Origin of the sequence: Halobacillus massiliensis (genome assembly GCF_900166625.1) — a bacterium.
In the GTDB taxonomy this organism is placed as follows: domain Bacteria; phylum Bacillota; class Bacilli; order Bacillales; family Halobacillaceae; genus Halobacillus_A; species Halobacillus_A massiliensis.
Genome location: NZ_LT800499.1, coordinates 3,520,333 through 3,543,395 on the forward strand (window position 1 = coordinate 3,520,333; position 23,063 = coordinate 3,543,395).

17 protein-coding genes and 1 riboswitch are annotated in these 23,063 nt (G+C 41.3%); of the genes, 9 read left to right on the plus strand and 8 right to left on the minus strand.

The features are described from left to right. Positions 1 to 239 precede the first annotated feature (239 nt). Together B7E06_RS17520 and B7E06_RS17525 are read left to right on the plus strand one after the other, a co-directional pair. On the plus strand, positions 240 to 1,028 hold the full coding sequence (locus B7E06_RS17520) for a CAP domain-containing protein (protein WP_082235227.1): 789 nt from the start codon (positions 240 to 242) through the stop codon (positions 1,026 to 1,028). Positions 1,029 to 1,190: 162 nt separating this feature from the next. Then, the gene (locus B7E06_RS17525; RefSeq protein ID WP_082235228.1) at positions 1,191 to 1,808 is read left to right on the plus strand and encodes a superoxide dismutase family protein; all 618 of its coding nucleotides are present in this window, start codon (positions 1,191 to 1,193) and stop codon (positions 1,806 to 1,808) included. A gap of 68 nt (positions 1,809 to 1,876) precedes the next feature. On the opposite strand, the gene B7E06_RS17530 is transcribed toward B7E06_RS17525, so the two are convergent. Then, positions 1,877 to 2,104 (minus strand): WYL domain-containing protein, encoded by a 228-nt coding sequence (locus tag B7E06_RS17530; RefSeq protein ID WP_082235229.1) that lies wholly within the window; start codon positions 2,102 to 2,104, stop codon positions 1,877 to 1,879. An 899-nt stretch (positions 2,105 to 3,003) separates the two neighbouring features. Further along, on the minus strand, positions 3,004 to 3,981 hold the full coding sequence (locus B7E06_RS17535; protein ID WP_082235230.1) for a sodium:calcium antiporter: 978 nt from the start codon (positions 3,979 to 3,981) through the stop codon (positions 3,004 to 3,006). Between the two features lie 528 nt (positions 3,982 to 4,509). Here B7E06_RS17535 and B7E06_RS17540 point away from each other — a divergent pair. Then, entirely contained in the window at positions 4,510 to 5,295 is a 786-nt protein-coding gene (locus B7E06_RS17540) for an N-acetylmuramoyl-L-alanine amidase family protein (protein WP_179134081.1), read from the plus strand. A 119-nt stretch (positions 5,296 to 5,414) separates the two neighbouring features. Here the strand turns inward: B7E06_RS17540 and B7E06_RS17545 are convergent, their stop codons facing one another. Next, positions 5,415 to 6,398 (minus strand): ring-cleaving dioxygenase, encoded by a 984-nt coding sequence (locus B7E06_RS17545; protein ID WP_082235232.1) that lies wholly within the window; start codon positions 6,396 to 6,398, stop codon positions 5,415 to 5,417. A gap of 161 nt (positions 6,399 to 6,559) precedes the next feature. On the opposite strand from B7E06_RS17545, the gene yfkAB reads away from it, so the two are divergent. Beyond that, positions 6,560 to 7,693 carry a radical SAM/CxCxxxxC motif protein YfkAB gene (gene yfkAB, locus B7E06_RS17550; protein ID WP_082235233.1) on the plus strand — a complete coding sequence of 378 codons (1,134 nt, stop codon included), beginning with the start codon at positions 6,560 to 6,562 and terminating at the stop codon, positions 7,691 to 7,693. 84 nt (positions 7,694 to 7,777) lie between these two features. Here the strand turns inward: yfkAB and B7E06_RS17555 are convergent, their stop codons facing one another. Further along, a complete protein-coding gene (locus B7E06_RS17555; protein WP_082235234.1) occupies positions 7,778 to 8,488 on the minus strand; it encodes a DUF459 domain-containing protein in 711 nt (236 codons plus the stop codon). Between the two features lie 152 nt (positions 8,489 to 8,640). Here B7E06_RS17555 and B7E06_RS17560 point away from each other — a divergent pair, with 152 nt between their 5' ends. Genes B7E06_RS17560 through B7E06_RS17570 form a run of 4 tightly spaced genes read left to right on the plus strand, consistent with a single transcriptional unit; the run spans position 8,641 to position 12,596 of the window. Next, positions 8,641 to 10,140: a spore germination protein gene (locus tag B7E06_RS17560; protein ID WP_082235235.1), complete on the plus strand. Its 1,500-nt coding sequence runs from the start codon at positions 8,641 to 8,643 to the stop codon at positions 10,138 to 10,140. After that, positions 10,137 to 11,348 (plus strand): Ger(x)C family spore germination protein, encoded by a 1,212-nt coding sequence (locus tag B7E06_RS17565; protein ID WP_082235236.1) that lies wholly within the window; start codon positions 10,137 to 10,139, stop codon positions 11,346 to 11,348. The genes B7E06_RS17560 and B7E06_RS17565 overlap by 4 nt, the downstream gene beginning before the upstream one ends. Beyond that, a complete protein-coding gene (locus tag B7E06_RS21940; RefSeq protein ID WP_179134082.1) occupies positions 11,332 to 11,505 on the plus strand; it encodes a hypothetical protein in 174 nt (57 codons plus the stop codon). Before B7E06_RS17565 ends, B7E06_RS21940 begins: the two co-directional genes overlap by 17 nt. After that, positions 11,502 to 12,596: a GerAB/ArcD/ProY family transporter gene (locus tag B7E06_RS17570; protein WP_082235237.1), complete on the plus strand. Its 1,095-nt coding sequence runs from the start codon at positions 11,502 to 11,504 to the stop codon at positions 12,594 to 12,596. The genes B7E06_RS21940 and B7E06_RS17570 overlap by 4 nt, the downstream gene beginning before the upstream one ends. A gap of 43 nt (positions 12,597 to 12,639) precedes the next feature. Here the strand turns inward: B7E06_RS17570 and B7E06_RS21610 are convergent, their stop codons facing one another. The 4 genes from B7E06_RS21610 to B7E06_RS17590 all read right to left on the minus strand — a co-directional run bounded on the left by B7E06_RS21610 (position 12,640) and on the right by B7E06_RS17590 (position 20,867). Beyond that, positions 12,640 to 14,160, minus strand: a complete 1,521-nt coding sequence (locus tag B7E06_RS21610; protein WP_179134083.1) for an NTTRR-F1 domain — start codon at positions 14,158 to 14,160, stop codon at positions 12,640 to 12,642. A gap of 204 nt (positions 14,161 to 14,364) precedes the next feature. After that, entirely contained in the window at positions 14,365 to 16,098 is a 1,734-nt protein-coding gene (gene cysI, locus B7E06_RS17580) for an assimilatory sulfite reductase (NADPH) hemoprotein subunit (RefSeq protein WP_082235238.1), read from the minus strand. 19 nt (positions 16,099 to 16,117) lie between these two features. Then, complete coding sequence (locus tag B7E06_RS17585) at positions 16,118 to 17,932, minus strand: assimilatory sulfite reductase (NADPH) flavoprotein subunit (RefSeq protein ID WP_082235239.1); 1,815 nt, start codon at positions 17,930 to 17,932, stop codon at positions 16,118 to 16,120. A 180-nt stretch (positions 17,933 to 18,112) separates the two neighbouring features. Continuing rightward, a riboswitch (SAM riboswitch) is annotated at positions 18,113 to 18,226 on the minus strand. Positions 18,227 to 18,404: 178 nt separating this feature from the next. Further along, entirely contained in the window at positions 18,405 to 20,867 is a 2,463-nt protein-coding gene (locus B7E06_RS17590; protein WP_082235240.1) for an alpha-amylase family glycosyl hydrolase, read from the minus strand. Positions 20,868 to 21,074: 207 nt separating this feature from the next. Here B7E06_RS17590 and B7E06_RS17595 point away from each other — a divergent pair, with 207 nt between their 5' ends. After that, on the plus strand, positions 21,075 to 22,355 hold the full coding sequence (locus B7E06_RS17595; RefSeq protein ID WP_245807764.1) for an SGNH/GDSL hydrolase family protein: 1,281 nt from the start codon (positions 21,075 to 21,077) through the stop codon (positions 22,353 to 22,355). Positions 22,356 to 23,063: the final 708 nt, after the last annotated feature.

The window sequence follows — 23,063 nt, forward strand, 5'->3', positions numbered from 1 at the left end:
TTTATTAGTATAACCAAGAATCTTCCAAGTTATAATTCCAGTTACTCAATATGAAAAATCAGGTAACCTCAGTTGTACCAATACATAGACGGTGTCAGAACCTATTATCCTAGTACTTTCTTCACGCTATTATCCTATTTTTCTCTTTTTCCAAATCCCTCCTATAATATTACAAAAATCAGATGGTAGTATGGAATTGTCGAAAAAAGACCAAAAATTTTCACAGGAGGAATTCACTTATGAAAAGAAAGTCACTTATCATTTCCGGAGCGCTTGCTCTATCATTATTGGCATCACCTGCAACATCATTTGCTTCTACAGGAGAACAACAAGTACAGAAGCAAGCTAACGTTAATATAGAAAGCATCTTAAATTGGGTTAATCAAAATGAAGATGCCCTGAAAAGTAACAAACTTCAAAATGTGGATATCCAATCTCTTCTAAAAGAGTGTGGTTTGGAAAACATTCAAGTTCAGCCAACTAAAGCAGAGCCTAAAGTTCAAGAACAACCTAAAGCTCAGGAGCAGCCTAAAGCTAAAGAACAGCCTGCTGAACAACCTAAAGCACAAGCACAGCCTGAAACTCAACAACAGCCTGCTGAACAGCAAGCACAAAAGCAGCAAACTGCTGATGACACTCAAGCATCTGAAGTTTCCGCATTTGAAAAAGAAGTCGTAGAGCTTACTAACCAAGAGCGTCAAAAGCAAGGACTTGCTCCTCTTGAACTGGATACAGAACTTAGCAAAGTAGCAAAAGACAAATCACTAGATATGCAGCAAAACAACTACTTTTCTCACAATAGTCCGACTCACGGATCTCCATTTGATATGATGAAAGCTTACGGCATTAATTACAGCACAGCTGGCGAAAACATTGCAAAAGGACAAACTTCTCCTGAGCAAGTTGTTCAAGGCTGGATGAATAGTCAAGGTCACCGTGAAAACATTATGAACCCTAACTTTACTCATATCGGTGTAGGACACGCTGAAAATGGTAACTACTGGACTCAAATGTTCATCGGAAAATAATAACTGTACAAAAACCTGCCTCTCGGCAGGTTTTTTTTATTCAATAAAAAATAGATAAACCTGCCAATTATAGGAATAAAGGTTGAATTTTACTTTTATTGGTTTATAACTACTTAAAATCGTAAAAAGGGCTAGTACTACTTAAATAAAAGGAGAATGGAAATGAAAAAATGGTTCGTACTAAGCTTACTATTTCTTCTTTCAGGAATACTAGCTGCTTGCGGCGGAGACGATACTCAATCAGATACTCCGCGTACAGGTGAAGATACTGCTGAACAACAGGCTAATCAAGAGAACACAGAGCAAAACAATGAAGGAACAACGAATATGGTAAACGTAACGATGATGAACGGAGATGAAGATGAGGTTGGGACAGCCGAGCTTATTGACCAAGACGACGGAGTATTAATAAATTTAGAAGCCAGTGATCTCCCAGAAGGAGAGCACGGTTTTCATATTCACGAATCAGGTCTTTGTGAAGCTCCAGAGTTTAAATCAGCCGGAGACCACTTTAACCCTACAGATGTAAGTCATGGAACAGATTCTGAGGATGGACCACATGCAGGAGACTTACCAAACCTGGAGGTCGGTGAAGATGGAACTGTAAAGGAAGAAATCACTGCTGAAAATGTAACATTGGAGAAAGGTGCAGAAAATTCTATTCTCGATGAAGATGGAACAGCATTAGTCATTCACGCTCAAGCGGACGATAATACTTCCCAGCCTTCCGGCGAAGCAGGAGCTCGAATTGCCTGCGGGGAAATTACAGAACAACAATAAAGATAAGAACCTTGCGGATGGTCCGATCTGCAAGGTTCTTTTGTGAATGAGAGGGGATAATTATTTTTCTAAGAAGAGAGCAAGCGTTTCTGATGGTTTTTTGTTGGAAAAACGGAGAGAATGCGGTCTTTAGAAAAAGTTCTTACTTCTTTTCTTAAAAAACAATAAGCAACCACTCTGGCTTCATACACGTTTAGAACTCTTACTGTTCTTTGGGACAGTGTGGAGTCATGAGATAAATAGATCATTTCCAGCCTTTCTTTTGAATCGGCTGAACGTTTCAAGAGAGCTTCCATTTCACATCCTCCTTTATACGAACGTTTGTTCTTATTATATGCGAACAATCGCAGAAGATGCAACTAAAAAAACTCTCCAACGCTGGAGAGTTTTTCCTTAACTTTAGGAATCAGGTTTATCAGTTAGTGAACGGTGAGCTTTCATGAAGATACTATGCTTCTCTGGAGATCCTGTAATGCTCTGTTCCGTTTAATGAAAGAGCACCGGACCGGGGGAAAGACTAGCTTTCCATGGACGAACGGTTAGTTTCCTCAAGCTAAAGCTTCCGGAATCTCACCCTTGTTCTGTGCTCCGATAAAGGCTTCTTTGGTTCTCAATAATAATCCTGTTCCGTTTGCCTGAATAACGAGAACCGGGCCTGGGGAAACGACTCGCTTTCCATGGGAGAATGATGAGCTTCCTCGGGCTTTTAGACTTCCAGGACCTCACCCTTGGTCTGTACTCCCATAAAGGCTTCTTAGATTAAAGGGAATTTTGTTCCGTTTGCCTGAATTTGGAGAACCGGGTCCGGGGAAACAACTCGCTTTCCATGGGCGAACGGTGAGCTTCCTCGGGCTTTTAGCCCTCCGGGATCTCACCATGTTCTATCCTCCCATAGGAGTCTCGTCGTTTCCCCCGGCCCTTTACGTTTATTAGGAGTAACGGAACACTGAGTAAGAAAAGACCATTTCCTTAAGAGAGGTTACTGAAAGTATAGTGTTCCGTTTATACTCCCGATGTTAAAAGAGGCTGGGAAATGACGAGACTCCTGCAGAGAGATAGAGCCAGGATGAGATCCGCGAGTGGAACGAGCTAGCTCATCGGCTCCCCGCGGAAAGCGAGTGATTTCCCAGCCGCTTTTCTCTTACTACAGTAACGGAGCTTTTCAAACCACTCATGGAAAACTGTTTCCTTTCCCTTAGAAAACCAGATAAGAAACTACAATATAAACGGTACTTATCACTAAAGATGGAAGTGCGTATCTCCAGTTGTTTGAAATTCTCTGTCGGAATAAAAGGTAAATGACCACTAAGGTCATAAATATTCCGAGACCAGCCATATAAACATGAGACGAACTTGAGGAAGCAAGCACTGCTCCATCTCGATAAGCCAGATCGGTAATGGCCAAAAGCTGCATATTAAATAAATTACTGCCTAGTATAGACCCAATAGCCATCCCGTAATTCGCCATTTTAAATGCTGCCAGCACAGTAACTAATTCTGGCAGTGAAGTGGAAGCCGCAATGAATACACTTCCTACAAAGCTCGAGTCCAGCCCAGAAATCTTTGCCATTTGATCACCTGAAATGGAAAGTATACTTCCGGCGGCAAATACAGAAACTGCCAGCAAAATAAAGCGTATGACGGCTTGTTTTAACGTGTAATCTTTTTTAGTTTCTTCTTCAACCGCAGGTGCTGCTTCACCTTCTTGTTCTTCAACGCTGGAAAAGAACTTAGTCATTCCAATGTAGAGAATGACAACAATAATCATTTCTATACCAATCCCAAACAACTCTACGGGAGCCGGGTTTAATAAACCGAAAATCGCGATGGCCATAAAGGCTAAACCCGTAATTGCAGACACCATATGATCTTTGGCTCTCACTTTTTGGAATAAACGACGCTTCCTATAGATGATATCAACTACTGCCAATATCAGCAGGTTAAATACATTACTTCCAATCATATTTCCAACTGCAATATCCGGATTATCGATATAAACGGCTGTAATACTAGTTGTCAGCTCAGGGAGTGATGTAGCCCCTGCAATTAAAAATGTACCGACGGCTGCACCGCTTAAAGCTGATTTTTTACTAATGATATCTCCATATTTGTTAAGCTGGACAGCTGCTAATACGACGACAGCCGCAGAAATTATAAATATAATGTAAACCATTTGAATCTCCTCTCTCGTACCATGTCCATAAAAAAGAGACCTTGGTACAAATTTGTGTACCAAGGTCTCGCGTACTAATTCTAACATAGCCTTTAGAACCGAGTAGATCTCTACTGAATTGACGGTTCTAAAGCCGCTTATTTGCGGTCGCTACTCCCCTTGTTATCTCTTACTATATTCACCCCCTGTCTTTCAGTCAAGAAATAAGGTGTTTTCTATTCTTCATAGCCTCTCATATAAAAGAATGGGAGAACGTGCCCAGTTTTTAATTGAAAAAAGTCCTCTTCTGTGGAAGTCCTCCTCCGTCTTTTCCCTTTTTCTTCCTAATAATATGGTATTTTGTTTGGATTATAGTAGAATATATTGTATTCCTACATGGAATTGATATGATGAAATATAATTACGGATAGCTTACAGGCTGCCCTTATGGACTACTACTATTAACCTTTGAAAGGAGCAATCATTATTTCTCATTCATCCCAATCTAATCAAAAACTAATCCTGTACATAATCAGTGGATTACTGACTTTGGGCATCCTTCTCTATTTTTCACCCGCTTCTGCTCAAGCACTAAGCGATGGGGAATATAAAGTAAATGCCGACTCTTTAAACGTAAGAAGTTCTCCCAATCTTGACGCCCCTGTTATTGGCTCTCTGGCCAAGGGTACCATCGTATCAGTAGAGGAAGAAAAATACGGCTGGTCAAAAATCGACTACAACGGCAAATCAGGATGGGTCGCTGGTTATTATTTAGTGGCAGCCTCTTCCTCCTCTCCGTTAAAGGGAAAACATATTACACTTGACCCTGGTCACGGAGGATATGATCCCGGAGCGGTAGGTGTAAACGGAAACTACGAGAAAGATGTGAACTTAAAGACAGCCCATGCCACTTCCACCCGCTTACAGGCAGCAGGGGCAGAGGTTACTATGACAAGAGACAGTGATGTATACTTACCTTTAGAAAACAGAGTAGCCGTCAGCCACTCTTCAGATTCTGATGCATTTATAAGCTTTCATTATAATGCAAGTACTTCTTCTGACGTAAAAGGCATAGGCAGCTACTATTATAAGGAAGCTGACGCCCTGCTCGCACAGCAAATTCAAAACGAGCTTGCTTCACAGACTGACCGTCAAAATGATGGAGTAAGATATGGCGACTTCCATGTGCTTAGAGAAAACAAAAAACCATCTGCTTTGTTAGAACTTGGATTTTTGTCTAATCCTGAAGAAGGAGCTCTTGTTGAGACGGATGCTTATCAAAACCAGGTATCTGAAGCCGTAACTAACGGTATAATCAACTACTTCAGCAACTAATAATCAGCAAGCTTACAGTATCCACAAAGGACCCCCTATACAAACCTCTCTTTAAAGAATGGTTTTTGTATAGGGGGTGAATTTTTCCGATTCAATTAATTAAACAACGCAGCTATGACTTATTCCCACTCTTTTCCAAAAGTCTTATTGCTTCTAACTGTATTGATCGGCCGGACAGAGCGTTCAATCTCTTCACGCTTTGGTTCAAGCATTGGCGGAAGTGAAAGCTTTTCTCCAAGCGTTTCATAAGGTTCGTCTCCCATGAAGCCCGGACCGTCTGTTGCAAATTCAAATAAGATCTGCGGGGCCACTCCTACATATAAGGATTCGAAATAATGGCGGTTCACATACCCTGATGTTCTGTAGCCGAATTTAGGAATGTGATCAATCCACTCTTCCAGAGCGTCACGGTCTTCTACACGAAAAGCCACGTGATGGACGGTCCCAAACCCTTGTCTGGCTGAAGGAAGAGCCGGCGCATCTTCAACGACTACCTGTGCTCCATTTCCACCCTGCCCTACTTCAAACAAATGAAAGGACCCTTCTTCTTTTACTTTTTTAAAGCGCAGAACTTTTTCCAGCATCTCTTTAAAATATTTATAGTTCTCAATTCTAATATGAATAGGTCCTAAACCGGTAATCGCAAACTCTAATGGAATCGGGCCATCCTGCCAGGGGGTACCTGGCGCCACTCCTTGATCGTATTCATCCGAAATCAATTCGTATGACTGGTCATCAAAATCCACAAAGGGAAGAACTTTTCTGCCAAACCGTTTCTTAATCCCTTTTTGCTCGATATTTAAACGGTCAAACCGTTTTACCCAGTAGTCAAGTGCCTCATCAGACGGCACCCTGAAGGAAGTCGTGGAGATTTCATTTGTTCCATGTGACCCTTTAGGGATTCCCGGGAAGTCAAAAAAGGTCATATCTGTACCCGGGCTTCCTTTATCATCTGCAAAAAATAAGTGATATGTTTGTATGTCATCCTGGTTCACTGTTTTCTTGATCAATCTCATTCCTAAAACATATGTGAAGAATTCATAGTTTTTTTCTGCACTGCTCGTAATAGCCGTAACATGGTGAATTCCTTTTAAATCATTCATTTTATTACATCCTCCTCTTCAGTAAGAGCTATTCTACTTCTATCGTAGCTGTTATTTATCTCAATTTCAAGATATATGCTTTAAAATTTTCATAGATTGTCATTTCTTATACATGCTACAATGAAGAATAGACTTACAATGGAAAAAGGAGTTTTACCTACATGTCTATGACTGAAAAATCATTATCTCCTCTTACTCCCGCCTATGATCCATGGGAAGCCTATATGGATGTAGAAGAACACGGAGAGATGACCCTTTCCAATGTCGAATTTACGACAACCTATTTATGCAATATGAGGTGTGCTCACTGTGCCGTCGGCTATACCTTACAAAATAAAGATCCAGATGCTCTTCCGATTGATCTAATTCTGAGCCGGCTGGATGAGATTAAGCATTTACGTACATTAAGTATTACCGGCGGGGAACCTATGCTTTCCAAAAAGTCAGTGGACCAATATGTCGTTCCCCTATTAAAATACGCCCATGAGCGTGGTGTTCGAACTCAAATTAATTCCAACCTTACACTTCCATACTCCAGATATGAAGCGATTATTCCTTATCTGGATGTCCTTCACATTTCTCATAACTGGGGAACTGTAGAGGAATTTGCAGAAACCGGCTTTGCCAATATGGAACGTAAACCGAACTTTGAGAACAGGGCAAAGTTCTTCGACCGCCTTGTAGAAAACAGTCAGAAGCTGTCTGAGGAAGGTGTTATGGTATCAGCAGAAACTATGCTTAATAAACGCACTTTTCCCCACCTGGAAAAAATCCATGATCATATCTTAGAAATGGGCTGTGCAAGACATGAAGTTCACCCAATGTACCCTGTAGATTTTGCCACCAACATGGAAACGTTAACATTGGAAGAAATGAGGGAAGGCATCAATCGTCTGCTTCAACACCGTAAATCTGATACTTGGATGCTTTTCGGTACCCTTCCTTTTTATCCTTGTAACTCCTCTAAAGAAGACTTAGATATGCTCAAACGTCTGGATGACGCGCCAAATGTGACGGTGAGAAATGATCCGGATGGTCGTTCACGGCTGAATATCAATATCTTCTCAGGCGAAATCATTGTTACCGATTTTGGTGATGAGCCGTCTCTTGGAAACATAAAACACACATCACTGCCCGATGCGTTTAATCAGTGGATGGGAACAAAGACAGCAGCTGCCCTTAATTGCCACTGCCCTGCCGCCAAATGCCTGGGACCTAACCTGCTCGTTAAAAACACGTATTATAAAGATGTAAATTTTCAAGAGCGTAAAGCTAATATTTCTTTAAACAGATAATCGATGTTAAATTTTTTACACCCGTTTTCCTATGTACGCCAAAAAACCTGTAAAGGCAGCAGCCTTTACAGGTTTTTTATTTCATTAAAAGTCATACTCTTCAAGGATCTTCTGAGTAATTAAATCATATCCCTTTTTATTTGGATGAAGCTCATCACTGAAATATTCGGTCGATTTTTCCTGAAAAAGGTCATTTGTCGAAATGAACTTAATTTTTTCGTAATCTCCCACAATTTCCTGGCTCGTGTCGTTCCATTCAGTCACTACCTCTTCAATTTCTGCAGAATCGGGATAAGGATTATAAAGTCCTAGAAATAGTATCGGAGCATCCGGGTTTTCTTCTCTTATAATTTCAAAAATTTCCGTCAGGTTGTTCACATAATCTTCTTTTCCTTTTTGGATTCGTTCTTTATAAAGAGGCTGTAAGTCATTTCCGTTATGTTTAATTAAGTCATTGGTACCTATAAAAATAACAAAATATTCGGCATCGCTTAACTGTGATTGAATATCCGGACGATTGATCTGTTCGAGCAAACCATCTGTCTGCTGACCTGGAATGCCGAAGTTCTGGACAGTAACTTTACCCTCTTTATTCTCCGTCAGAAGCTCACCTAAATTTTCGGCATATCCGTTTCCTGACTCATCCCCTACTCCATATGTTAAGGAATCCCCTAGAGCAAAAAGGTCCTCTTCTTTTGTCATGGCTATATCATTCTGCTGGTTCGAATTTATATACCAAATAACAGCCGCGATTACTATAACGACCGCTGCTGAGATGCCTATTATCTTTTTCATCGATGTGTTCCTCCTCTGTTTGTCTAGAATTGTAAACTACCCTTTTCCTAATGATGTTAAACCGTAGTAGTCTCCTATACTAAATTCTAATTTTATAGAATATTTTTCTTCCCTTAAGGCGACAATGGTAAAAAAGAACGAGGAGCTATATTATGAACAGGAATAATTCATACGGTGAATCTTCATCGGTTAAATCAGCGAATTCACAGCCGATCTTTCCCGATATCCAGAAGAATATCGATCATTTAAAAATGCTGCTCGGACGTCCTTTTGACCTGACTTATCGAGTATTTAACTATAAGCATTCATCGTTTGCAGTTGTTTATATAAATGGATTAATCAGTAAGGAAGACATCGAATTAAGTGTCATTCCGCCACTTATGCGCTGGTTTAAGGAAAATGATTCTACAAAAGACCTGTTAATAGAAGATTTTGAGCAGCATATCCAGATTCCCCAAACTTTGAAGAAAACAGAAAAACTCTCTAAAGCTGCCGAAGCTATTCTGCGAGGCCATGTTCTTATATTCGTTAACAAGAGTAATAAAGCTTTTTTAATAGCTGATCAGCGCTGGGAGACGAGGTCTATTGAAGAACCTTCTTCGCAGACAATGGTTAGAGGACCAAGGGAAGGTTTTGTTGAAACACTCGCCGTTAATTCCGCCCTGATTCGGAGAAGAATTACAAACCCTAAACTACGTTTTAAAAGATTTACCGTAGGCGAGTTGAGCCAGACTTCGGTTTTAATTACTTATATCGATGGTTTAGTAGATGAGCAGGCACTAGATTTCGTTTATGATCGGTTAATGAGCAGTGAAATCTCGGAAATTTTTGAGACCGGAATGCTGCAGGAAGTGTTCGAGAAAAAAGGATACTCCCCTTTTCCTACATTAAAAGATACCGAACGTCCTGATGTTGTCTGTGCGGCGCTTACAGAAGGAAAACTGGCGATTATGATCGAAGGATCGCCCTTCGCATTAATTGGTCCGGCCACCTTTATTTCTTACTTTCAAACAGCAGAGGATTACTATAACCGTTTCGATTTATCTACTTTTATGCGTTGGATTCGTATGCTGGCTTTCGTTATTGCTTTTGCACTGCCGGCATCTTATGTAGCACTCACTACTTTTCATCAGGAGTTAATCCCTACAGATCTTCTTATCAGCCTGGCAGCCCAGAGGGAAGGTCTTCCCTTTCCTGCCCTTGTTGAAGCTTTAATCATGGAGTTTATCTTTGAAATATTAAGAGAGGCCGGTATTCGCATGCCAAGGCCAATTGGGCCTGCTGTTTCGATTGTAGGGGCTATCGTAATTGGTGAAGCTGCTGTTTCAGCCGGACTTGTGTCCCCTGCTATAGTAATCGTGGTTTCCTTGACCGCAATTGCCAGCTTTGCAAACCCTTACTATTCAATTGCAGGATCGATTCGTATTCTAAGATTTATACTAATTATGTTTGCAGGAACAGCCGGAGTATTCGGAATGATGATTTTCACATTAATACTATGTGTACACCTCGTTTCCCTGCAATCGCTGGGGCGCCCTTTTATGTATCCATTTGCACCATTTTCTTTAAAGAGACAAAAAGATACAATCTTAAGGTTCCCTCTATGGTGGAGTTCCCGTCAATCTAAAAAGAAGCAGGGGGCAAAAACATGAAGCATATCTTTTTTATACTCTTTTGCACGCTTTGTTTGATAAGCGGGTGTAGCGGGCAGCAGGAATTAGATGATCTGCTTATTCTAACAGGGATAGGTGTAGACTTAGGAGAAAACGAAGTAGTAAAAGTCACGTTTCAAGCATCAAACCCCCAGTCGGAAGCTGGCGGGCAGTCTACTGGCGGAGGGGTCAGCCAGGCAAATGCCTATACTTTTGAAAGTGAAGGAAAAGATATTATTGAAGCGGTAGAAAATTCTAAAGATTTAATATCACGTAAACTTTTCTTCCCTCATATCTCAACACTCGTCATAAGTGAAGAATTTGCAAAGGAAAGAGGGGTGAACCTTCTTATTAATTTCTTGGAACGTCATTATGAAATAAGAGACAGCTATTTAGTGTTTATTGCAAAAGAGGATACAGCGAACCATATTTTAAACACATTTCCTCCATTGGAAAATTCATCTGCTCAGAACATGGAACAGTTAATTCAAATGCCCAATAGTCCCTTAAGTTTGAATGACGGGATTCAATTAGAAGATTTTATCAGATGGAGATATGCTGATCAGCAGGACCCTGTAGTAACTGGTATAGAGAAGGTCAGTAAAGAAACTGACTCTTCAAGTTCTGAAACTTTAAATAATATTGAAGGAAATATGAATGCTGTTCGTTTAACTGGATTTGCTTTATTTAACAAATCCCGATTAGTCGATTGGCTGTCAGAAAAAGATTCGATTGCGTGGAGCATTATTACTCAAAAAACGAACAAAGTAAAGTCTTATCATATCAGCTGCCCCGAAGAAAAAGGTAAAGGTTCGATACATTTTTTATTAAAAGAAATGAAAATAAAAGCAAAGCCCAAACTTAAGAATAGTCAATTAACCTACGATTTACAGCTAAAAGGCCATCTTTCTTTACAAGGTCTTCATTGTAACTATAAACTTTCAACGACAAAGGGAGTCACAGAGCTTCAAAAAGTAATAAATGACTCGGTAAAAAAAGACTTAGAGACCGCCGTAACAAATGTCCAGAAGCAAGGGTTAGACTCTTTCGGTATTCGAAATCAGCTTTCCAGAAACTACCCAAAACAATGGAAGAAAGAAAAAGACAACTGGGAAGACTTATATGAAAACATGAAAGTAAAGGCCTATGTAGACATCTATATAGAATCCACTGGAGCGAGAGTCGATAATAATGAAGAAGAAAAATAAAAAAACACTAAAAGAAAAATTAATCATTTCCGGAGTATGGGTATTTTCGTTTGTGTATGCCATTTCCTATATATGGGACATCTATATTCCGATCACTGAAGGGCTGCAGGGGATCTATGAGCCTGTCTATGAAGTTTTATTTGGAGGTAAAACATGAAGATTAAGCTTTCCAATTATCAGTTTTTTAGTGTTATTTTTAATTTTATTATTTTCAGCTCCATTCTCATGGCTCCGGCGCTTACGGTTGCAGGGGCTAAGCAGGACGGATGGATCTCCATGCTGCTGGCATCGATTATAGGATTACTTTTAATGGCGCTTTACCTTTTCCTATTTAAAAAATATAATTACCCTTCCCTGTTTGAACTCATGGATAAAGCAGCAGGCAAATGGCTCGGAACCATTATAAATTTGCTTATTATTTTCTATGCTATTCACCTTGCCGCTCTAGTCGTTCGAAATCTTAGTAATTTCATGGTAGTAAGTGTTATCCCTTACTCTCATCCCTGGAATTATCAAATTATGATTCTTGTACTCGTATCCTACACGGCAGTGCTGGGTGTAAAAAAGCTTTTTCTCGTAAGTGAATTATTGTTTCCTCTGGTCATATTTTTCCTGCTCGGTTCGCTGCTTTTAGTCACTGAAGAATTCGCGTTTCTAGAGCTAAAACCCGTTTTTAAAACTGGTTTCTCTCCTATTATTGAAGGGGCTTACCCTACCTTAGGCTTTCCGTTCATTGAAGTTCTGTTATTAAGTACTTTCCTTCAATTTTTGGAGAAAAAGGATAAAGCTATGATGACCTTTTTATCAGGAATCGCTGTCGGCGGCCTTATTCTGTCAGTGACCGTTTTTTTTATCATTGGAGATGAAGGTGCCTATATGGTAGGGCGAGAATCTTTTCCAACCTATTCAGTACTGCGGGACATCGACTTTATCGCTATCTTTGAACGAGTAGAAATCCTGATGGCCATTGCCTGGATAAATGGTTTATTCGTTAAAATAACGGCTTGCTTCTTAGTAGTCATGATTGGCTTGCAGCATTTAGCTAAATCATCCAATTATTATTTCTTTATAATACCAGTCGGTATACTTATTTGGGCAATGAGTAATCATTTGCATAAATCTATTATGGATTTCAATAACTTTGTAAATACGAGCTGGACCTTATATTGGTTGACCCTTTACTCTATAATAATCATTGTCTTTTTAATAGGTTTTGTACGAAAAAAACAAATTAACGCCAGTCTATAAAACAGCCATCCTATACAAGTTATAGGATGGCTGTTTTATAGTTCTATGCGAGACTAAATAAAATGGTTTTAGCCCCCATCATGAGAGTTGAACCAGAATTTACAAAGTAATAGTTTGAAGCCGCATCCAGTGTTAGTGGCCCAGTCCAAGTAATAGTTGCAAACTGACTGTTAAACACGCCGGTCGGCGGTACATCACTAGACGCACCTCCAACAGTTACGCTTCCCGCTATATAGGAATTAGATATTTCTGAATACACGGCCACATTTAGAATACCATCAGATTGACTGTCAACCATCCGCTGAATCCTTACCCCAGGGTCAACTATTGTATTCACACGACTGTGATAAATATAAGTGTTAATTTGCCCCTGATGAGGGTCCGCCATATTCGGACCGATGCTTCCAACCACCCTTGCATTTAGAAGCTGAAACTCAATGGTTGTAAATGGATCGAGCGGGTCTGTATTCAGAAAAGAAACGTTCCCACTAATTATTGCTCCATCCGTATAGTTAGTATGCGTGCTCACAGAAGTACCATTATTTAGAGTTCCTATCACTGTAACCGGCCGTGCATCAAAGGCAGGACCTTGATTGAGATATACATTCTCGGCCGCCTGGCTCGTTTGAATTGTAATGTTTCTTGGAACCGAAGAAGCAAAATTAGCTAATTGAGCGTTTCCTAATGTCCAAGGTCCAAGACCAAGCAATTGAATATGCCGGGCAGGAGGTATAAGGATATCTTCATCAAAATTGGAACCAGAAGCGATTAAAACGGTCAACCGTGCTCTCATTCCAAGCGCAACAGCAATAGGGCTGGACGTAGCAGCAGTAACAGCGGCCTGTAGAGAATTAAACGGGTTAGCCGGTGTGCCGTCACCAGGACCTGGTGCAGTGGAATCAGCCCATATTACGGTTTCGGCTCCCCATTCAAAAACTCCAGGTCCAGTTGGGCCTGTTGTGCCGGTTGGTCCTGTTGGGCCGGCTGGTCCTGTTGCCCCTGCTGGCCCGGTTGATCCTGTAGAGCCTGTTGGTCCTGTTGGTCCTGTTGGTCCTGTTACCCCTGTTGGCCCAGTTGATCCTGTAGGGCCTTGTGGTATATCTACCGCGAGCAAAGCTACATCATCCACATAGACATTTGATCCGCCAGGCTGAGGTAACTTTTGTATAAATACTCCTGCAAAAGAAGTGTTGGCAGGGGCAATACCAGTGGTTTGATAAACCTCCAGCCAGGTGCCCACTGGTGGAAGTCTGTTTGGAAGAATAGAAAAGGTTAGTCCAGTGCTTAAAGGGTTAAGCATCGCATCATAAAATACAACATTGATTTGGATTCTAGGAGATGGAGCGGCAGTAACTCTTGCAAACGAAGCAAGAAATTCAAAGCTTTCTCCGGGGCTCGCGTTAACAATCTGGTTAATAAACCCTAAACTTGAAGGCAGGATTAACTGGGCACTATATTGCCCTGAATGGCTGGCAGTTGAAGTGACGTTGGCATTGAATCCATTCCACGGTGCTAAACTTCCCGTCTCGAATCCTCCATTAATAATTCTATTTTCGATTGTCATCGTTTTCACCATCCTTTCGTTTTAAATATTAGAAGCTAAAAAAGCTTCCTCTATTAAACTATGATGGCCGCTGTTTTTAGTTTGGACAAAAGTTCCAGAAACCATTAAAAAATGACGAAATCCACCGAAAAAACACAATAACTTCATCAATAACCTTTTGTGAACAAAAAAAGCCTCTCTGATCGAGAGACTTTTTCTATCCATTTATTTTCCCGCATTTCCTGCAAATTCATGAAAGTCCGTTCCTGATTTAACTTCCTCCACATAACCTGCTCGAATCACAAAATCACCGAAGTGTTCTTTTTCTTTTCGTTCTTTAGCATAGTGGGAAATAATTGGCTTGAGCTCATTAAGAATTTCTTCCTCGCCAATGTTTTCACGGTACATTTTATTTAATCGATCCCCTGCAAATCCCGCTCCTAAATACATATTGTATTTACCTGGTGCTTTACCAATAAAGCCGATTTCTCCAAGAGCCGGACGTGAACATCCGTTTGGACAGCCGGACATTCGAATAATGATCTCCTGATCACGTAATCCCTGCTCATCAAGCAGATCTTCAATTTTATCAATTAGTGATGGAAGATAGCGTTCAGACTCTGCCATGGCCAGACCGCACGTTGGAAAAGCAACACAGGACATGGAATTTCGTCTGAGAGCTGAATTCTCTTTTCCATCGGTTAAGCCATAGAAAGCTACAAGTTCATCGATCTTTTCTTTTTGCTCATCCGTAACATTAGAAATGATTAAATTCTGATTGGCCGTCAGTCTGAATTCAACGGTATGAGCTTTGGCAATTTCTCGAAGGCCTGTCATCAGTTTGTAGTCTTCTGTATCTTTTATGCGGCCATTCTGAATAAAAAGCGTAAGATGCCATTTCCCATCTCCCTTTAACCAGCCGTAACGATCTCCATTATGGTCAAACTGATAAGGGCGTTCTTCTTCAATCTCCCACCCTAATCTTTCATTAAGTTCATTACGAATCCAATCTAATCCTTTTCTATCGACTGTATATTTAAATCTGGCATTCTTTCTTTCTGACCTGTTTCCATAGTCACGCTGTATCGTGAGGATTTTTTCACCGACTTCAAGCATTTGTTCCGGCTTACAAAATCCAATGACCCGTGAAAGCTGAGGATATGTATTTGTATCCCCATGCGTCATTCCCATACCTCCGCCTACTGCAATATTAAACCCTTGAAGCTTGCCATCCTCTAGAACTGCAATAAATCCAAGGTCCTGTGAATAGACATCCACATCATTGGAAGGTGGAATCGCTACACCAATCTTAAATTTTCTCGGTAAATAAAGCGATCCGTAAATAGGTTCGTAATCTTCATCTCTGCTGTCAGCTACTTTTTCTTCATCGAGCCAGATTTCGTGATAGGCTCTCGTGCTCGGGAGCAGATGATCACTTAGTTTATGTGACCACTCATACACTTCTGCATGCACATCTGACTGATATGGAAGGGAGTTACACATGACATTTCGGTTTACATCCCCACATGCAGCAATTGTATCCATCAGCGCTTCATTTATGCCTTGAATGGCATTCTTCATATTCCATTTCAGGATTCCATGAAGCTGGAATGTCTGTCTAGTCGTCAGCTTCATCGTCCCATTGCCATATTTGTTAGCGAGTTCATCCATTGTAAGCCACTGGTCGGGACTTGCAACACCGCCCGGGAGGCGTACACGAATCATAAATTGATAATTGGGCTCAAGCTTCTGCTGTTTTCGTTCATTACGGACATCACGGTCATCCTGCATATAGCTTCCGTGGAATTTAAGCAGCTTTGTCTGTTCATCAGGGATTCCTGCACTTATCCGCTCCAAAAAGCTCTCCGTTAACGTTCCTCTTAAAAAATCGCTTCGTTCTTTAATATCTTCCATTTCACTGGGAGGGCCATGCTGTTCAGGAAATTCTTTCTTTGTCATTCAAAAGCTCCTCTCTCTATTAATAAACATCACGCTGATAGCGCTTGTCTTTACGCAGTTCCGCTAAATAGTTTTTCGCTTCTTCTTCTGTCATTTCTCCCTCTCGCTGGATAATTGCAAGAAGAGTGTTATTCACATCTTTCGCCATAAATTTTTCATCACCGCAAACATAAACATGGGCTCCTGCCTGCAGCCATTCAAATATAGCTTTACTTTGTTCAAGCATGCGATGCTGAACATACACTTTTTCTGAAGTATCTCTTGAGAAGGCAACATCTACCTTAGTAAGCACCCCGTCTTTCAACCATCGCTGCCAGTCTGTCTGGTAAAGAAAGTCCGTAACAAAATGCTGTTCTCCAAAGAATAACCACGAACCACCGGATGCTTCTGTCTCTTCTCTTTCTTCAAGAAACGCACGGTAAGGGGCCACTCCCGTTCCAGCGCCTATCATAATAATCGGTGTTTCCGGGTTAGACGGCAGCTTAAAATTCTGATTCCGCTGCACAAATACCGGTAGAGTTGTACCCGGTTCTGCACGCTCAGAGCATTGAACGGAGCAGACACCGGAGCGTTGACGACCATAAGAATCATATCTTAAGGCACCGATCGTAAGGTGAACTTCATCAGGGTTTGCTTTTAAGCTGCTGGCAATAGAATATAATCGGACAGGAATTTTTCTTAAAACTTGAATAAAGTCTTGGGGTTTTATGTCCCAAGGGCCGAATTCTTGTACGAGATCAATCAAATCACGGCCATAAATATATTCCTTAACCTTCTCTGAATTCTCCGTCAGCTTCTTAAGATCTTCACTGCCTGTTACATCTGCGATCTTTTCAAGCTGGGGTTTTGTAAGACTTGTAATTTCAAAAGTTGAGGATAACGCCGCACGGATAGCGCGCAAATCTCCCTGTTTGTTAATAGATACACTTTCTTCAGGGTTCCAGCTCATAATCTCAATTAGATGGTCAACTAGTTCCGGATCATTCTCCGGGTAAATCCCAAGGCTGTCTCCAGGCTCATATTTAAGATTCGATCCTTCAAGGTCAAGCTCCAGATGCCGGGTTTCTTTGTTTGATCCGCGGCCGTTTAAGTTGATGTTCTCTAACACTTCCGCTTGAAAAGGGTGGCTTCTTGAGTAAGAAGGCTCTGTATCCAAATTGACTTCTGAAATACCGGTTGCTGCCGCCTCCTGCTCACCCTGTCCTTGAGCAATTTCGTTTAAAACTCCTGTAAACCACTCATTCGCCGGCTCTTCAAAATCTAAGTCACAATCCACACGGGAGAAAATTCGTTCTGCTCCCAGTTCTTCAAGACGCTTATCGAAATCTTTTCCGGTCTGGCAGTAAAATTCATAAGAGCTGTCTCCAAGAGAAAGCACTGAATATCTCACACCTTCAAGCTTCGGCGCCCTTTTGCTGTGAAGAAAATCATAAAACGAGAGCGCATTATCCGGTGGATCACCATCTCCGTGAGTACTCGTTAATATGAGTAAATCTTCTACCTTCTTTAAGGACTTCGGCTTAAAATCATCCAAGGAAGCAACGTTCACATTATATTGCTGCTGCTTCAGCTTCTCTGAAAACTCATCGGCTAAAGATTGACAATTACCAGTATGAGATCCATATAAAAGAGTTATCTCACGTGTTTTCCCTGGTGAGCTTACTGGGGCACTTTCCGCTGTCTCTGATTGAGCAGCCGGTGCGCCTGCTGCTGCCGTTGCTGCTAAGTATCCACTCAGCCAAAGCCTCTGGGATTCTGTCAGAGTTGGGAGCAGTTGATTGAGCTGCTCTGCCTGGGATTGATCAAACGGACTGTTCTTTTCTTTAAGTTGCAAAACTACCACCTCGCCAATTGTTAAAATTGTGATAAAAATGGATAAAAACCTTTATGAGGACTCATTCCCTATAAACTATGCAAGACTCTGTAAACATAGTTGTTTAGTCGGGTTTTGAAATAAAAAATAAAAGCCTCTCTTTCTAATAAGAAGAGAGGCTAATCAATGTATGACTGCTTCTTCTTATTTTTCAGGTTATCCCTGCTGGAATTGGCACAGTATCTGAAAATAAAACACTTCAGACCCGTTGCCGAGGCTTCACAGGGCCAGTCCCTCCACCTCTCTCAATAAGAAATTGAATATTAAATTTCAAGGTAATTAATGGTACATATCTTATGCTTTATAAGAGCAATTGTCAATACATTTCACAAAAAAACCTACAATTCTGATTGGAATTATTGAAGTGAACTCTTATAAAAAAGTTAATGTGCCAGGTATGGGAGATTATCACCATTGCCTGGCACATTTTGTATTATTTAGACCATAACTTTCCTTTTACTTTATAAACATTTACAGAGTGTGCCGGGCTTTCAATCGTCAGGTTCCCTTTCTTGCCTTTGATCACCGGCTTTTCTTCAAGCAGTGAATCAAACTTTACAGTATTCGGGGTTTTCTGGTCATAAAGATCAAGCAGTGGAACATTCTGTTTCTGATCACCCTGATTAACGATCACAATCACTTTTTGCTGCCCTGCCGCCCTCTCATAGATAAGAAGATCTTCCGTACTGTAAACGACCCGGAGTGCACCCTCAGTAAGAGCTTTGTTCTCTTTTCTTATTTCAATAAGTTTCTTATAATGAGCTTGGACATCAAGGTCTTGTTCTGCTTCATCCCAAGGCATCATTTCGCGATAGTAGCGGTCTTTCCATTCATCTACAAGGTTGTGATCTCCGCTTTGTGAAAGAGCTACTTCATCACCATAATAAATAATTGGCGCTCCTGGCAGTGTAAACTGCAGGGAAGCAGCATTTTTTAAAGTTTTCGTATCACCGTCTGCCTCATAAATAAACCTTGGCATATCATGACTGTCCAAAAATGTTGCCGGAACAAATTCGTCGTGATAAGTGTCGAATATTGACTCAAGAGATGATCCAAAATCATTCATGCTGCCGCCATTAATCATAGCTTCATAAATGGCTGTTTGTGTTTCAAAGTCAATGGCGCCATCAAGTTTACCAGTATAAGAAGTGATTTTCTCTAAGCTGTCCCATACTTCTCCGAAAATAAAAGTATTTGGATCCTTCTGTTTTACCGCATGGCGAAAGTCTACCCAGAAGTTGTAGCTCGGCCCTTTCGCATAGTCCAGCCGGAATCCATCTACACCGATATCGTCCATCCAGAAAGGAACAACCGTTTCAAGCATATATTGTCTCGTTTCCGGATTGTCATTATTTAATTCAGGCAGTTCCTTTACATCGTAAAATGTTTCATACTCATTGGGCCAATTTATGAAAGTAAACCAGTCATAATATGGGCTGTCTGTTCCTTTTTCCACGGCATCTTTGAAGAAGTTATGCTGATTAGAGACATGATTAGGTACCAGATCATAAACCACTTTCATATCGCGCTTATGAGCTTCATCAACGAGCTCTTTCATCAGTTTATTGCTTCCAAAGCGTGGATCCACTTTTAAAAAGTCGGAGGGATGGTACCCGTGAGAATATGGTCCCTCATAAATTGGGGAAACCCAAAGTGTATTTACTCCCAGGCTCTCAATATAATCGAGCTTCTCAATCACACCCTGCAGGTCTCCTCCCATCCAGCCTTTTAAACGTTCATCTTTTGGAAGGGTAGGGTCTACAGAGGTGTTATTGCTTTTATCGCCGTCACGAAAGCGGTCAACAAATACCTGGTAGATTACTGATTCTTTTGCCCAGTCCGGTGATTGATAATTTTCTACATAATAGGCAAACTCTGTCGCTTCATCAGAATTTAATGCGTTGTTATCAGCAAACTGTGAGCCTTCACTGTCTGAGTTCCACACATCTATTTTATATTTAACAACTGTATTATTTTTTTGTTTAGGTATAGTGCCTTCAATAGTAGAAACCTTAAGGCCGTCTTCTTTCACCTCTGTGTCTGTTACTTTTAAATCAGCGACTTGTCCGTTTTCAACCGTGCCGCGCTTCCCATCAGGAGAAGAACCGTCTGTTGTATAGTATACGGCACCTTGATCAACAGGACCATAATGTTCGACCGTTACTGATAATTTCGGCTCATCATGCTTGGTCGGCGTATATGGTGTGTGATTAAAATTATGAGTAATGCGCTTTGCGACCGGCATGTTCTCCCATGCTGAAACTTCATCATAATAAATCTTGTTGTCTTCCGTAAATACAGCCTCTCTCGGAGCTTCTATTAATTCTTTATACGATTCACCGCCTAGGCTGTATATGTACTCTAAGCTCTCTCCTGCTTCTCCTCTAACCTCAATTTCATAGCTTCCATCCTCCAGCTTCGTAAGAGGACTGACAGTATAATTAAACTTATTGAGATTAGAAGCTAAAGTAGGCACTGCCCAGTCAGGCGTGTTTTCAGGGACCGTAAGATGAAGTGTCAGGCTTCCTGAAGATGTATCCGCAAGCTGCACATCCACTTTTCTTTCATCTTCCGGATAAAAACTGAAAATATAGTCACCATCCTGTGGAGGAGTGAACGTTAAATTAGCCCCAGGCATCCAATTCCCATCATAAACATACTTAAATTCAACGGTTTTCCCGCCTTCAAGCGAAATAGGAGAACTCACCCACTTTTTACTTTCACTGTCATAAGTAAGCGGATTGTTATTCGATCCCCAGTCCAGAGACTCTGCACTTCCCCGAAGAACTACATTGTCATAAGTTTGTTCATCTGCCTTCGATTCGATTTGCGCAATCGGTTGCACAAATGTTGTAAAAAAAAGCACAGCAACAAGGACCAGCAGTAACTTTTTCAAAAACATCCCTTCTTTCTCATTAATTGTAATCGCTTACATAATAAAGGAAAAGATCATGAAAGTCTATAGTAAGAAAGTATCAGGTAATCTAACACCCCTGTAAGAATCTCAACTGTTTTAAACATTTAGAAAGATAACTATTTTAGGTTTTTGCCCCCAATAAAGGGGTAAAATAAATCGAATGCTGTCGATGAAGGAGAATCAGCGATGGACAAGAGAAAAAAATTAAAAATGAGACGAATTGCTTTATTTACACTAATAGGAATTATTTCAATAGCCTTTTACCTTATAAATGTAGCATGGATCAGTAAAGATCAAAAAGAGACAGTGTCCCCTGAATCTTTTATTAAAAAAGTGGAAGGGGACCGGGTGGGGGCGTGGACAGCCAGTATGCAGGAGCCTTTTGAGGATGGAATTTCTCGAGAAGGTTTTGAAGACCAAACAATACGAATGATCCTGCACCCACAGACTAACGGGGACCAGATGAGGGTTCGTTTGTCCAACACATTTGGTGAAAAGCCGTTAACCATTGATAAGGTTCATGCGGCTGTCTCAAAAGGTGGAGCAGAAATCGATCAGGACACAGAACAGAAGATTACTTTTGACGGAAAAGAAAAGGTTACAATACCTCCGGGAGAGAAAATGTTTAGCGATCCCATTCCTTTAGAGGTGGACAGTGAAAAAGAAATAGCTGTCTCGATGTATGTGAACGAAAAAACTGGCCCTGCCACATGGCATCCCCGTTCGATGCAGACCAATTACATTAGTTCCGGGGATCAGGTATCTGAAGCGGAAGGATTCACATTTGAAACTGAGGAAGAATCATGGTTTTGGCTTGAGTCCGTAGATGTCATAGCTGATTCATCTGTAAAAGGAGCTCTCGTTGTAGTCGGAAGTTCCATTGCAAACGGAAACTATTCAGAAGTAAATGCCAACCACCGCTGGCCTGATTACTTGGCAGACCGTATGAATTCTGAAGACCCAGCAGTAAAACTGTCAGTATTAAATGCCGGTCTCTCTGCAAATCAGCTGATCGACAGTCCGCCGGAAAAAGGGGAAAATGCGCTCGACAGACTCGAAAGAGATGTATTTGACCAAACCGGAGTAAAAGGAATTCTCCTGCACATGGGAGAGAACGATATTAGGCATAACCCCGATTACAGCTCTGAAAAAATAATTGATCGGATGAAAGAAATTATTAAGGCAGCACATGAGAAAGATCTTAAAATATACGGTGGCACTCTTATGCCTTTTAAAGGTTCCAGTATGTTTACAGAAACAGGCGAGAAAACCCGTCAGGAAGTGAATGAGTGGATTCGAACAAGCGGAGAATTTGATGGAGTGGTCGATTTTGATAAAGCAGTAAGAGATCCAGAAGAACCAGAACGTTTCCTTGCTGAATACGATTCTGGTGACCAGCTGCATCCGAATGACAAAGGGTACAAAAAAATGGCCGAGTCCGTCGACCTTTCTATTTTTGAAAAATAGTCGACTCGCTTTCTATGGGCGAACAGGTAGCTTCCAAGAGGCTTCTTTGGTTCTCACTAAAACGGGAAGAGAGTTCCGTTTGCCTGAATATTGAGGATCCGGCCTTGGGAAAGACTCGTTCCAAGGGCGAACGGTGAGCTTCCTCGGGCTTTTAGCTTTCCGGGATCTCACCCTTGTCCTTTACTCCCCTAAAGGCTTCTTAGATTAAAGAGAATTCTGTTCCGTTTACCTGAATATGGAGAACCGGGCCTGGGGAAAGACTCGCTTTCCATGGGCGAACGGTGAGCTTCCTCGGGCTTTTAGCCCTCCGGGATCTCACCCTGTTCTATCCTCCCATAGGAGTCTCGCCGTTTCCCCAGGCCCTTTATGTTTTGTAGAGTAACGGAACATTGGATTAGAGAAGCCTAATTCCTTTAAAGCGGTTTCTGAAACTCCAGCGTTCCGTTTATATAACTAATGATAAAGAGGCTGGGAAATGACGAGACTCCTGCAGGGAGAAAGAGCCAAGGTGAGATCCGCGAGTGTAACGAGCTAGCTCATCGGCTCCCCGCGGAAAGCGAGTTATTTCCCAGCCGCTTTTCTCTTACTACAGATAACGGAACAGCTTTTTCCTTCCTCAATAATTTAGACAAATGAATGGCGAGACTGCTGCAGGGAGAAGAGCCAAGGTGAGATCCGCGAGTGCAATGAGCTAGCTCACCGGCTCCC